Origin of the sequence: Tepidibacter sp. Z1-5, from assembly GCF_037844525.1 — a bacterium.
Taxonomy (GTDB): Bacteria; Bacillota; Clostridia; order Peptostreptococcales; family Peptostreptococcaceae; genus Tepidibacter_A.
Genome location: NZ_JBBMMD010000036.1, coordinates 195,444 through 209,093, shown reverse-complemented (window position 1 = coordinate 209,093; position 13,650 = coordinate 195,444). Strand labels below are relative to the sequence as shown.

At 29.6% G+C, this 13,650-nt stretch carries 12 protein-coding genes; all 12 read right to left on the bottom strand.

Annotated elements, in window-relative coordinates:
- Window positions 1-15: 15 nt before the first annotated feature.
- Window positions 16-1,947, bottom strand: coding sequence for a translation initiation factor IF-2 (infB, locus tag WJW32_RS09530; RefSeq protein WP_340257698.1), 1,932 nt, complete (start codon window positions 1,945-1,947; stop codon window positions 16-18).
- A gap of 5 nt (window positions 1,948-1,952) precedes the next feature.
- Window positions 1,953-2,255, bottom strand: a complete 303-nt coding sequence (locus WJW32_RS09525; RefSeq protein ID WP_340257696.1) for a L7Ae/L30e/S12e/Gadd45 family ribosomal protein — start codon at window positions 2,253-2,255, stop codon at window positions 1,953-1,955.
- Window positions 2,245-2,517 (bottom strand): RNase P modulator RnpM, encoded by a 273-nt coding sequence (gene rnpM / locus WJW32_RS09520; RefSeq protein ID WP_340257695.1) that lies wholly within the window; start codon window positions 2,515-2,517, stop codon window positions 2,245-2,247. Before rnpM ends, WJW32_RS09525 begins: the two co-directional genes overlap by 11 nt.
- Before the next feature lie 20 nt (window positions 2,518-2,537).
- Window positions 2,538-3,581 carry a transcription termination factor NusA gene (nusA, locus tag WJW32_RS09515; RefSeq protein ID WP_340257693.1) on the bottom strand — a complete coding sequence of 348 codons (1,044 nt, stop codon included), beginning with the start codon at window positions 3,579-3,581 and terminating at the stop codon, window positions 2,538-2,540.
- Window positions 3,582-3,596: 15 nt separating this feature from the next.
- On the bottom strand, window positions 3,597-4,058 hold the full coding sequence (gene rimP, locus WJW32_RS09510; RefSeq protein WP_340257691.1) for a ribosome maturation factor RimP: 462 nt from the start codon (window positions 4,056-4,058) through the stop codon (window positions 3,597-3,599).
- Window positions 4,059-4,222: 164 nt separating this feature from the next.
- Window positions 4,223-8,503, bottom strand: coding sequence for a PolC-type DNA polymerase III (locus WJW32_RS09505; RefSeq protein ID WP_340257689.1), 4,281 nt, complete (start codon window positions 8,501-8,503; stop codon window positions 4,223-4,225).
- An 82-nt stretch (window positions 8,504-8,585) separates the two neighbouring features.
- Window positions 8,586-9,632 carry a flavodoxin-dependent (E)-4-hydroxy-3-methylbut-2-enyl-diphosphate synthase gene (gene ispG, locus WJW32_RS09500; protein WP_340257688.1) on the bottom strand — a complete coding sequence of 349 codons (1,047 nt, stop codon included), beginning with the start codon at window positions 9,630-9,632 and terminating at the stop codon, window positions 8,586-8,588.
- Between the two features lie 11 nt (window positions 9,633-9,643).
- The gene (gene rseP / locus WJW32_RS09495) at window positions 9,644-10,642 is read right to left on the bottom strand and encodes an RIP metalloprotease RseP (RefSeq protein ID WP_340257686.1); all 999 of its coding nucleotides are present in this window, start codon (window positions 10,640-10,642) and stop codon (window positions 9,644-9,646) included.
- A gap of 12 nt (window positions 10,643-10,654) precedes the next feature.
- On the bottom strand, window positions 10,655-11,806 hold the full coding sequence (locus WJW32_RS09490; RefSeq protein ID WP_340257685.1) for a 1-deoxy-D-xylulose-5-phosphate reductoisomerase: 1,152 nt from the start codon (window positions 11,804-11,806) through the stop codon (window positions 10,655-10,657).
- An 89-nt stretch (window positions 11,807-11,895) separates the two neighbouring features.
- Window positions 11,896-12,672 carry a phosphatidate cytidylyltransferase gene (locus tag WJW32_RS09485; RefSeq protein WP_340257683.1) on the bottom strand — a complete coding sequence of 259 codons (777 nt, stop codon included), beginning with the start codon at window positions 12,670-12,672 and terminating at the stop codon, window positions 11,896-11,898.
- 10 nt (window positions 12,673-12,682) lie between these two features.
- The gene (locus WJW32_RS09480) at window positions 12,683-13,417 is read right to left on the bottom strand and encodes an isoprenyl transferase (protein ID WP_340257682.1); all 735 of its coding nucleotides are present in this window, start codon (window positions 13,415-13,417) and stop codon (window positions 12,683-12,685) included.
- Window positions 13,418-13,452: 35 nt separating this feature from the next.
- On the bottom strand, window positions 13,453-13,650 hold the full coding sequence (locus WJW32_RS09475) for a hypothetical protein (protein ID WP_340257680.1): 198 nt from the start codon (window positions 13,648-13,650) through the stop codon (window positions 13,453-13,455).

Genomic DNA, 13,650 nt, shown 5'->3' with positions numbered 1-13,650 from the left:
GTATCTACAACCCCTCTATCTATTTTCTTTTTCTTTCATTATAAAAGCTTCTATTACATCGCCTTCTTTTAAGTCATTGAAATTACTTAATGCAAATCCACATTCATAACCTTTGGCTACTTCTTTAGCATCATCTTTAAATCTCTTTAAAGAGTTAAGCTCACCTTCATGTATAACTATACCTTCTCTAACTAATCTTACTTGAGCATTTCTTGCTAACTTTCCTTGAGTTACATATGCCCCTGCTATAGTTCCAACTCCAGATACTTTAAATGTAGCCCTAATCTCTGCTTTTCCTAATTCTTCTTCTACAAACTCAGGATCAAGCATACCCCTCATTGCAGATTGTATGTCTTCTATAGCTTTATATATTACTCTATATGTTCTTAAATCAACTTTTTCTTTTTCAGCTACATCTGATGCTGCTCCAATTGGTCTTACATTAAATCCTATTATTATAGCATTAGAAGCACTAGCAAGCATTACATCAGACTCAGTTATAGCTCCAACAGCTCCATGAATAGCTTTTACAGTTACTTCTTCGTTACTTAATTTTTCTAAAGACTGTTTTACAGCTTGAACTGAACCTTGAACATCTGCCTTTATTATTATATTAAGCTCTTTTACATCGCCTTGTTCCATTTGTTTAAATAAATCATCTAATGATACCTTTTGACTAGCTTTCATTTGTCTTGCTCTAATTTTATCTTTTCTTTTATCAGCTATACCTCTAGCCATCTTATCATTTTTAACTACTACAAATTGATCTCCTGCTTGCGGAACCTCAGAAAGTCCAAGTATTTCAACTGGTATAGATGGTGCTGCCTGCTTTACTCTTTTACCCAAGTCATTTACCATAGCTCTGATTTTACCGTGTGCACAACCAACAACAACTGCATCTCCAACTTTTAATGTTCCATTTTGAACAAGTACAGTAGCTACTGGACCTCTTCCTTTATCAAGTTGTCCCTCTACAACAGTTCCTACTGCTTTTCTGTTTGGATTAGCTTTTAATTCTTCCATCTCAGAAACTAGTAAAATCATTTCTAGTAATGTATCTATATTTTCATTTTTAAGAGCTGAAACCGGAACAGATATTATATCTCCTCCCCAATCTTCAACTAAAAGTCCGTGTTCTGTTAATTCTTGCTTTACTCTATCTGGATTTGCTCCAACTTTATCGATTTTGTTTATAGCTATTATTATAGGTACCTGAGCTGCTTTTGCATGGTTTATAGCTTCTACTGTTTGAGGCATTATACCATCATCTGCTGCAACTACAAGTATCGCTATATCTGTAACTTGAGCTCCTCTTGCTCTCATAGATGTAAACGCTTCATGTCCAGGAGTATCTAAAAATACTATTTTCTTTTTATCAACTTCTACTTCATATGCACCTATATGTTGAGTTATTCCACCAGCCTCTTTATCTGTTACTTTACTATTTCTAATAGCATCAAGTAATGAAGTTTTACCGTGGTCAACATGTCCCATAACAGTTACAATAGGTGGTCTTGGTTTTAAATCTTCCGGTCTATCTTCTTCTATTTCTATTTCATCATCTATTTCGTCTTCTTCGTATTGTATAGCTTTAAATCCATAGTCCATAGCTACACATGCAGCCAAATCAAAATCTATTTCTTGATTCATACCTGCCATTATTCCTAATTTTATAAGTTTAGTTATAACTTCTGTAGCACTTTTATCTATTAATTGTGCTAAATTTTGAACTGTTATTTTATCGGCTATTTTAATTTCAGTAAGATTATTATTCTCACCAGTTGCATCTTCTTCGCTTGAAAGTTCCTTTATTTTATTTACTTCTTCCTCACTTAAAATACTCATATTATTTTCTACAAGTATTTCTAATGAATCCATTTTTTCTATAATTTCTTTATTTGACATTCCTAATTCTTGTGCTAATTGATAAACTCTTGTCTTTGACAAAAGCTTCACCCCCTACTAATTTCTTTTATTTTCATTGCAAACTGATCGCTTTTTATACCGATTACTGCTCTACTACTTTTTCCTATACTTTTTCCTAATTCTTCTTTCGTAAAATCTATTATATAAGGCACGTTTCTATATTCAGATTTATCTTTAAAAAGCTTTTTTGTATTTTCCGATGCATCATTTGCTATTATAATTAATTTTATTTTTCCTTTTTTAAGATCAGATAATGTAGTATCATCTCCAGAAACCAAGTTACCACTTCTTAAAATAATACCTAGTAACGAAAGAATTTTATTTTTCATATTTGTCTATTTCCTCCGATAAGTCATTGTAAACTTTTTCTGAAATTTCTAATTTAAACGCTCTATTTAATGCTCTAGTCTTTATAGCTTTTTCTAAGCATTCTTTACTAGCACAAATATAAGCTCCTCTACCATTAGCTTTACCTGTATTGTCTACAAATATTTCTCCATCTTTATTTTTTACTATTCTTATCAAGGTTTTTTTTGAATTTCTATCCTGACAGATTATACATTTACGTTGAGGTATTTTCTTTTGACTCAAGAATATCGCCTCCTTTTTTATTAATTATTAGCTTGGCTCTCACTTTTTATGTCTATTTTCCAATTAGTAAGTTTTGCTGCAAGTCTAGCATTTTGTCCTTCTTTACCTATAGCTAATGATAATTGGTAATCAGGAACTATTACCTTTGCGCTTCTTTCTTGCTCATTTAATTCTACCGAAATTACTTTTGATGGACTTAGCGCGCTAGATATAAATTCAGCAGGATTTTCACTATATTTTATTATATCTATTTTTTCTTCTTTTAACTCATCTACTATATTTTTTACTCTAGATCCCTTAGCTCCAACACAAGCTCCTATTGAATCTACATTTTCATCTATAGAGTGTACTGCCATTTTAGTTCTAGAACCAGCTTCTCTTGATATAGATTTTATTTGAACAACTCCATCATATATTTCAGGTACTTCTAGTTCAAATAATCTTTTAATAAGTCCCGGATGACTTCTAGATAAAAGTATTTGAGGCCCTTTTGTAGTCTTTTTAACTTCTATTATATATGATTTTATTCTCTGACCCACTTCATATGTTTCACCTGGTATTTGTTCAGTTTGATTTAATACACCCTCTATTTTGCCAAGAGAAATATATACTATACCTTTACTTACTCTAGCTACTATTCCTGTAACTATTTCAGTTTCTCTATTTATAAATTCTGAATAGATAACATCTCTCTCTGCTTCTCTTATTCTTTGAACTACAACTTGCTTAGCTGTTTGAGCTGCAATTCTTCCAAAGTTTTTAGGTGTAACTTCAAATTCAACAATATCATCTAGTTCATAATTTTTATTGAATTCTCTAGCTTCATCTATAGCTATTTCTAAAAAATCATCATATACATCATCAGATTCTACTACTCTTTTTTGCGAATAAACTTTAACTTCACCATTTTCTCTATCTATTTCCGTTCTAACATTTTGACAAGAACCAAAATTTCTTTTGTAAGCTGAAACAAGTGCCGCTTCAATAGTGTCTATTAATATGTCCTTAGAAACACCTTTTTCCTTTTCTAATTGTTCTAAAGCATCTATGAATTCTAAATTCATCATTTCTCCTCCTTGTTAAATTTTTACAGATAATCTAATTATAGATACTTCTTTTTTATCGAATTCCAATATCTCATCTTTATCTGTTTTAATTTTTATTATACCTTCAAATAATCCTACAAGCTCTCCTTCAAACTGCTTTTGTCCATCTAAAGCTTTATAAAGCTTTAATTCAACATCTCTTCCTTTATATCGCTCAAAATCATTATCTTTTTTTAATGGTCTGTCAATTCCAGGTGATGATATTTCTAAAAAATAGTTTTCTTTTATTGGATCTATTTTATCTAATATCTCGCTCAATTCTTCACTTACCATTTTACAGTCATTTAATCCAATTCCGCCTTCTTTATCTATATAGATTCTTAAATAATAATGTCCAGCTTCTTTAACATACTCTACGTCTATTAATTCAAAGTTATTATTATCAACTATTGGCAAAACTATTTCTTCTATTGTTTTTTCTACACTTTTTTTCATATATGTATACCTCCTTTATTTAGTTTTTAAGTTGTTTATTTTTTTATAAAATTTGTTTCCTATTATTATAAAAGAAAGAGTGGGCATCATCCCCACTCTATATTTTACTAGTATATATATTTGTCTATACTAGTATACCATATAATGTTTTTTTGTGCAACTTATCACAACAGGGATAACTGGTTTGTCTCAGGCAGACCTTCAATGCAGCCATGGCTTTTTAATGTTTCAATTACAGTTTTTGAAATCTTAGTCCTCTTTCTCAAATCTTCTATTGAAAGAAATTCTTCTTTTTCTCTTTCTTTAGCGATATTAATAGCAGCATTACCTCCAACGCCCTGAAGAGCTATTAACGGTGGTAATAATTTATTATCTACTATTTTAAATTTCTTTGCATCTGATTTATAAAGATCTACTCTTGAAATTTCTATCTTTCTTGCAAACATTTCTCTAACAACCTCAAGCACAGTTAGCATACCTTTTTCTTTAGCCGTAACGTCATTCCCAAGACTTTCTATTTCTTTCATCTTACGAATAACTTCGTCTTTACCTTTTATAACTAAATTAGCATCAAAATCTTCTGCTTTAGTAGTAAAATAAGTGGCATAAAAAGAATGTGGATAATAAACCTTACAATAAGCTATTCTAACTGACATCATAACATAAGCTACCGCATGTGCTTTTGGGAACATATACTTAATTTTGTTACAAGAATCTATATACCACTGTGGCACATCATTATTTTTCATTTCTTCTTCATCTTCTGGAGTTAGTCCTTTACCTTTCCTAACCTTCTCCATTATTTTAAATGAAAGTTTAGGCTTCAATCCTTTAAATATAAGATAGTTCATTATATCGTCTCTTGTTGATATAACATCCTTTAATGTAACAACACCATCCCTAACCAAGTCCTGAGCATTATTAAGCCAAACATCTGTACCATGTGATAATCCTGAAATTCTTACAAGTTCTCCAAAAGTTGTAGGCTGAGTATCTGTGAGCATTTGTCTAACAAATTTAGTTCCAAACTCAGGTATTCCAAGACTCCCTATAGTACAATTAATTTCTTCACTAGTAACTCCTAAAGCTTCTGTAGATGTAAATATAGACATTGTCTTTTTATCATCAAGAGGTATTTTAGTAGCATTGATTCCTGTTATATCCTCAATCATTCTTATTATAGTCGGAACGTCGTGTCCTAATATATCAAGCTTTAATATTCTACCACTTATGGAGTGATAGTCAAAATGAGTTGTTATAACTCCAGATGTAGAATCATTAGCCGGATATTGAATAGGTGAAAAATCGTATATTTCTTTATAATGAGGAACAACCATTACTCCTCCGGGATGTTGCCCTGATGTCCTTTTGATTCCAGTACACCCTTTGGATAGCCTGTTAACTTCTGCTGATGTAGTTTTCATTTCATTTTCGTCAATATATTTTTTAGCAAATCCATAAGCTGTTTTATCAGCTATAGTTCCTATTGTTCCAGCTCTATATACATATCCTTCCCCAAATAGTACTTCTGTATACTTATGTGCATTTGGCTGATACTCACCTGCAAAATTAAGGTCAATATCCGGTTCTTTATCTCCTTCGAATCCTAAAAAAACCTCAAAAGGTATATCATGTCCATCTTTTATATACGGTATTTTACAATCGGGACAATCCTTATCAGGTAAATCAGCTCCCGATGTATAACTTCCAGTTTCAAAGAACTCAGACTTCAAGCATTTTTCACATCTATAGTGAGCTGGTAAAGGATTAACCTCTGTTATATCACTCATTGTAGCAACAAATGATGAGCCAACCGATCCCCTTGATCCAACTAGATATCCATCTTGTAAAGATTTCGTAACCAATTTTTGTGATATTATATACAAAACAGCATATCCATTACTTATTATAGAATTTAACTCTCTCTCAAGTCGTTTTTCAACTACATCCGGTAGTTTTTCTCCATACATATTATGAGCTTTTTTATAACACATTTCTCTAAGATCTTCTTCAGATCCTTCTATTACTGGAGTACATGTTTCATCTGGTATAGGTTTTATTTCATCTATTCGGTCTGCTATTTTATTGGTATTAGTTATAACCACTTCCTCAGCAGTTTCATAACCCAAATAGCTAAATTCATCTAACATATTATCTGTAGTTCTAAAGTAAAGAGGAATCTCCTCATTAGCACTTTTGAATCCCTGTGAATGCTTTAATATTTTCCTATACACCTCATCATGGGGATCTATAAAATGAACATCTCCAGTTGCCACAACTAATTTATCATACTTTTTCCCAAGTTGTATAATTTTTCTATTAATATCTTTAAGTTCTTCATAATCTTTAACAATTTCTTTTTCTATCATAAATTTATTATTATCAAGTGGCATTATTTCTAGATAATCATATAGTTCTAATATTTCCTCTATTTCATAATCTTCTTTATTTTTAAGTATACTTTGATACACCTCACCATTTTCACATGCCGACCCTATCAAAAGTCCTTCTTTATATTCCTTTAAAACACTTTTAGGTATTCTAGGAGTCTTATAGAAATATTCCATGTGTGCTTTTGATATTAATTTATATAAATTTTTAAGACCTATATAGTTTTTAACCAATATAGTTATATGATTACTTCTTACCTTTTTAAAATCAGCAACCTTAAATAATTCATTGACTTGATGCAAATAGTTTGCATCTTTTTCTTTTAGCATTTCCAAAAATTTTATAAATATTTCTGCTGTAGCTTCAGCATCATCAACTGCTCTATGATGATTTTCAAGTGAAACCTTAAGAGCTTTTGCTACTGTATTTAATTTATACCTTTTAAGTTGTGGAAGTAACTCTCTAGCAAGATTTATAGTATCAACATATATATTATTAAAATTTAAAGACATTCTCTTACAGTTTTCTCTTACAAAGCCTATATCAAACTCTGCATTATGAGCAACCAACACACTATCCTTTATAAAATCTAAAAAATCTGGCATTACCTGTTCAATAGTTCTTTCATCTTTAACCATGTCATTAGTTATACCTGTGAGTTCTTGAACTTTATACGGTATATGTTTTTCAGGATTTACTAAAACGCTAAATCTCTCTATAATTTCAAAATTTTCTATTTTTACAGCGCCAATCTCTGTTATCTTATCATTTTTACTAGAAAAACCTGTTGTTTCTAAATCAAATACTACAAAAGTCTGACTTAGAGGTAATTTATTTGGATTTTTTATAACAGGATTAGTATCATCTACTAAGTACCCTTCCACTCCATAAAGAACTTTGACACCATGTTTTTTAGATGCCTCCATCGCTTCTGGAAAGGCCTGCACTATACCATGATCAGTAACTGCTATAGCTTTATGTCCCCATTTTGCAGCTCTTTCAATCACCTTTGATACTGAAGTGATTGCATCCATAGCAGACATTTGAGTATGCAAATGTAGTTCTACCCTTTTCTTATCACTTTTATCATGTTTTTCTTTTTTCTTTGATTTTTGTATATCTGAGATATTCACAATCAGTTCCTGAGAATAATTATCAAACAAAGCATTTCCTCTAATCTTTAAATAAGATCCTTTGTTTATGTTCTCCACTACAGAATCCTTATTATTTTCTCTTAAAAATAATTTACACTTTATAGAACTTGTATAATCTGTTATAGAAATGGTTAATAGAGTCCTTCCGCCCTTTAACTCTCGATTTTCAACATCAAATACCTCTCCTTTTATACATACCCTTCCTGTTTCAGGAGTTATATTTTTAATAATTTCAATAGAGTCTGTAATGCTTTTACCATATATAATATCAGTCTCCTCTTTTTCAACCTTACAATCATTGCTTTTATTTTCATTTGTTTCAGATTTTACACTCGTTACAATTCTATTAGAAAGTAGATTATCTGTTTCCTCGTCTTTTTTACTTATATATTCTTTCAAATTCATATCGCATTTATTTTCAAGATCGAATCTAACACTCAAATCAAAACCTAATTCCTCATTTATCATACTTTTTATAGAATATGCAGTCTTCTTCGACTCCAATATTTTATATATTATTTCATTTTCTATATTTATAACCAAACATTTATCCATATATTTCCATCTAATTTTTTCAGCAGATGTTATAGATGAAACCATAGACTTCATTATAAACTCTATATTATTCCAGTATTTTTTTATAACAACACCTACATCATCTTCAATATTTCTGTACCTAATTTTAAATTTTACATCATTAAAAAAAGTCAATTCATTCTTTATCTTGCATTCTATAACTCTAAGTTCAGATATATTGAGTATTTCTTTTGATTCCAAATAAAAATATACAATCTTATCTTCTTTAAAATAAACTATATTTTTCAATAAAATATCATCATATTTCTTATCTAAATTTTTACATACTCCTATTTTTTCCAAATATTTTTTTATACTATCCATAATACCTCCTAGACAGTTTTTATCTTTTTTATGCATAAAGTTTCAATATATAGATTAACACAAAAATTCTAGACTAAATAGTCTAGAATTTTTCTATTTCGCTTATTAATTCATTTATCAAATCATCACTTTTTATCTTCCTTACAATTTCTCCTTTTTTAAATAAGATAGCATTCTCATTTCCACCAGCTATACCAATATCAGCTTCCCTCGCCTCTCCAGGTCCATTGACAGCACAACCCATTATAGCTATAGTCATTTTTTTATCTATATCTTTTATTTGTTCTTCAACCTTTGAAGCTATATTTATCAAGTCTATATTACACCTTCCACAAGTCGGACAAGATATAACCTTAATACCTTCATCTAATAGTCCTATAGATTTTAAAATTTCTTTACCTACAAATATTTCTTCTTTAGGATCTCCCGTTAAAGATACCCTTATAGTATCTCCTATTCCTTTAAGCAATATATATCCTATTCCTATAGATGATTTAATAGTTCCTTTTTTTATACTTCCAGATTCTGTTATACCAACATGTAGAGGATATTCCACCTGTTCAGACATAAGTTCATATGCCTTTATAGTCGTATGTATGTCACTAGATTTTAAGGATACAACTATATTATAAAAATCCATACTTTCTAAAATTCTTATATGCCTCATTGCACTCTCTACCAAAGCATCCGGTGTAGCCTTTTCATACTTTTCAAGCAGATCTTTTTCTAAAGATCCTCCATTTACACCTATTCTTATTTTTATATTTTTTTCTTTAGCTTTTTCAACTACCATTCTTACTCTTTCTATACTCCCTATATTTCCAGGATTTATTCTAAGTCCATCTACTCCTTGATTTATAGCTTCAAGAGCTAATCTATAATCAAAATGTATGTCTGCTATAATTGGTATATTTATACCTTCTTTTATTTCACCCAATTTTAAAGCAGCATCTATATCAGGAACAGCGACTCTAACTATGTCACAACCTATTTTTTCAAGACCTTTTATTTGATTTATTGTAGCTTCTACATCTCTTGTATCCGTATTAGTCATTGATTGAATAGATATAGGATTATTGCCTCCTATTTTAACGTTACCACAATCAATTACTTTTGTTAATTTCCTCAAAAAATCACCTTCTATTTAATTATTCTAGATACATCATTATAAATTGTAAATACCATCAAAAGCATCAATGCAACAAACCCTATGAAATGTATAGACCCTTCTCTTTCAGGATTCATTTTTTTCCCTCTAATAAGTTCTATAAGTAAGAATATAATTCGTCCTCCATCTAAGGCTGGTATAGGAAGTAAGTTAAATAATCCTAAATTTATACTTATAACGCCTCCCAAAAATATAACATTTATTATACCAGCATCCGCTGCTTTACCTACTACATTTATTATACCTACAGGACCTGCTACTTCATCTTTTGATACATTTCCAGTTATAGCTTTTCCCAGGAAATCTATCATCTGTCCTAATATGAAAAAAGTTTGATCTACTGCATATTTAAAAGATGATATTATTTTATTCTTTTCATATTTAGGCTCTATACCTATCTTTTTTTTACCATTTTCATCTTTAGGTGTAATATCGTATTCCAATACATTATTATCTCTTTGTACTTGAATTTTTATAGTGTTAGTGGAAGAATTAGATACTGTTTTTCTTATATCATCCCAATTTTTTATACTAGAATCATTTATTTTTAATATCTTATCTCCCTGTTTAATACCAACTTGTTGAGCCGGCAAGTTATCAATAGTATTTTCTATAGTAGTTCCAGGAACTCCTTTATACATAAACATCAATGTGAACAACAGTATTGCTAGTATAAAGTTCATCAAGGGTCCAGCAAAAATTATACTTATCTTTTGAAATATAGTTTTATTATTAAAACTTCTAGGATCACTCGATTCCTCATCTTCACCTTCCATTCTAACATATCCGCCTATAGGTAATACTCTAAGTGCATACTCTGTTTCATCACCTTTATATGAGTAAATTTTTGGTCCCATTCCTATAGCAAACTCATGTATTTTAACCCCTGCTTTTTTAGCAACTATAAAATGCCCAAACTCATGAAACAAAACAAGTATTCCAAATACTATAAGAGATATAATGATGTTCATATTTTCACCTTCCTATTTTATACTTTCTTTTATAAATTCTCTGCTCCAATTATCTATATGTAATATTTCCTCTAATGTAGGTTCTTCTATACTAGAATGTTTTTCTAATGCTTTTTCTATATACATTGGTATATCATAAAATTTAATTTTATCATTCAAAAATTCACTTACCAAAATTTCATTAGCTGCATTTAAAACAGTACAATATGTTCCGCCTTTTTCCAAGCATTCATAAGCAAGTTTTAAACACGGGAAAGTATTAATATCTGGTTTTTCAAATGTTAGTGAATTTATTTTTGCAAGATCTAATCTTTCATAATCATTATATATTCTATTTGGGTATGACAGTGCATACTGTATAGGAAGCTTCATATCAGGATTTCCAAGTTGAGCTATAACTGATCCATCTATGAATTGTACCATAGAATGTACTATACTTTGAGGATGTACCAAGACATCTATGTCAGTAGAATCAACTCCAAATAACCACTTCGCTTCTATAACTTCAAGTCCTTTATTCATTAAGGTCGCTGAATCTATACTTATTTTCCTACCCATACTCCAATTAGGATGTTTCAAAGCCTCATTCTTAGTTATATTTATAAGTTGTTCCTTTGTTTTATTTCTAAAAGGTCCACCTGATGCTGTTAATATAATTTTCTCGATTTCTTTATTACTTTCTCCATTTAAACATTGGAATATAGCAGAATGTTCACTATCAACAGGTAGAATATTAACACCCATTTTTTTAGCTTCATTCATAACTAATCTACCTGCAGTTACAAGTGTTTCTTTGTTTGCCAAAGCTATTGTTTTTCTATATTTAATAGCTTCTAAAGTAGGTACAAGCCCTATCATTCCTACAAGAGCTGTTAAAACTATATCTACACTCTCCAAAGATGCTATAGTTTTTAATCCTGTCATCCCAGAATATATATCTACATCTACTTCCTTTGGTAGAATTTCTTTTAACTGTTTAGCTTTATCTTCGTTGTAAACAGCTACTACTTTAGGTCTAAACTCTAATATTTGATTTTTAAGCATATCTATGCTAGTATTTACAGCCAAAGCTTCTATTTTAAATTTACCTTTGTTATTTCTCACAACCTCTAAAGCCTGCATTCCTATAGAACCCGTTGATCCTAAAATAGATATCTTTTTCATATTATCCATCCCCTTCTTAAGCAGCGTAATATAATAGCTTCAGAAAATTCTGAAGCCCTAAGGTTAAATTTATTTTCTTTAATTATACTTTAATCTATAAAAAAATATATATAATAATAAACAAAAGGAGCTGTTAAAATTATACTATCAAATCTATCTAATATACCTCCATGTCCAGGTATCAATTTTCCATAATCTTTAATTTCCAGAAATCTCTTTATTGAAGATGCAAATAAATCTCCAATTTGAGCTATCATACTTCCTATAAGTCCAATTATGCCCATATGTATCAAATTAAATCCAAATATATATCCAAATACAATACAAGATAAAGAACTTCCTATAACTCCTCCTATACTTCCCTCTATAGTCTTTTTAGGACTAACTTCTGGTATTAATTTATGTTTTCCAAAGAAATAACCACTAAAATAAGCAAATGTATCCGTCATCCATGCTATTACAAAAATTAAATATATGTAATTATAATTTGAAAATTTCGAAATTAATATTATATATTTCAAAAGATATGGTATGTATATTATTCCAAGAAAAGTTATCCCCATATCAATAACATTATACTTTCTCATTACAAGTAATATGCATAATATAAAAAAAGTAATAAAAAAACCACATGTTATATATCTACTATCCATTTGTGAAGTTGCACCAAAATAGATTATCATAGTAAATAGATACCCCAGCAAACTAGCACTGTTGAAATTCTTTTTCCTAAAAGCATCATAAAATTCTTTTATAGCTATTAATGAAATTATCATAACACCTAAATATAAAGGAATTCCTCCATTTATTAAGATAAACGCTAAAACCGGCAATAATATTATCGAAGATACTATTCTAATAAACATATAAATCCTCCTATTTAAGTCCTCCAAATCTTCTTTCCCTATTTTGATAATCCAAAATAAGTTTATGTAAATTTTCTTTTCTAAAGTCTGGCCAGTATATATCCGAAAACCAAAATTCAGAATATGCTATTTCCCACAATAAAAAATTACTAATTCTATATTCACCACTAGGTCTAACTAGTATATCTGGATCTGGTAATGATTTGGTACTTAAATAATTCCTAATAAACTCTTCGTCAACATCATCTATCCCAATTTTTTCATTTTTATAATCTTCAAGTATATTTACAATAGCATTCTTTATATCATGTCTACTTCCATAATTCAAAGCCAATGTAAGTGTAAGTCCTGTATTATCTTTAGTAAGTTCTTTTGATTTTTCAATTTCTTTAGCTGCAGCACTAGGTAGATAAGATATATCTCCTATAGTATTAAAAATTACATTATTTTCATGTAATTCCTTTATTTCTTTTTTTAAATATTGCACTAATAAATTCATAAGTGCACTTACTTCGTCTTTAGGTCTTTTCCAATTTTCTGTAGAAAAAGCGTATAATGTTAGATACCCAATCCCTAGATTACTACATTCTTTAACAATCTCTCTTATAGTTTCAACTCCGGCCTTATGACCAAACGTCCTAGGTAAAAACCTTTTTTTTGCCCATCTTCCATTGCCATCCATTATAATAGCTATATGCTTTGGCATATTATTTTTATCTATATCATTCAATGTATTTTTTCCCATATTTTCCTCCAATCAAATATTTTTCTGATTCCTTATTATAAGGAATCAGAAAAATATGTGATAACAAGTTCTATATAATCATTTCTTTTTTTGATATTTATAACCCTAGGGAACACTAATAAAGATTTATCTTTATGCCCTACTGTCTCTTTTATTATATACTTTATATCATTATTTTCAAGTACCTGTTTTGCCTTAGAAAGTTCAACTCCAAATAATTCGAAATATTCCAA

What these genes read in the sequence shown, in the direction of transcription:
- WJW32_RS09505 (WP_340257689.1), bottom strand. Translation starts at nt 8,503, where the DNA reads ATGGATAGTATAAAAAAATATTTGGAAAAAATAGGAGTATGTAAAAAT.
- rimP (WP_340257691.1), bottom strand. Translation starts at nt 4,058, where the DNA reads ATGAAAAAAAGTGTAGAAAAAACAATAGAAGAAATAGTTTTGCCAATA.
- rseP (WP_340257686.1), bottom strand. Translation starts at nt 10,642, where the DNA reads ATGAACATCATTATATCTCTTATAGTATTTGGAATACTTGTTTTGTTT.
- WJW32_RS09490 (WP_340257685.1), bottom strand. Translation starts at nt 11,806, where the DNA reads ATGAAAAAGATATCTATTTTAGGATCAACGGGTTCTATAGGAATGCAG.
- WJW32_RS09480 (WP_340257682.1), bottom strand. Translation starts at nt 13,417, where the DNA reads ATGGGAAAAAATACATTGAATGATATAGATAAAAATAATATGCCAAAG.
- WJW32_RS09525 (WP_340257696.1), bottom strand. Translation starts at nt 2,255, where the DNA reads ATGAAAAATAAAATTCTTTCGTTACTAGGTATTATTTTAAGAAGTGGT.
- WJW32_RS09485 (WP_340257683.1), bottom strand. Translation starts at nt 12,672, where the DNA reads ATGTTTATTAGAATAGTATCTTCGATAATATTATTGCCGGTTTTAGCG.
- nusA (WP_340257693.1), bottom strand. Translation starts at nt 3,581, where the DNA reads ATGAATTTAGAATTCATAGATGCTTTAGAACAATTAGAAAAGGAAAAA.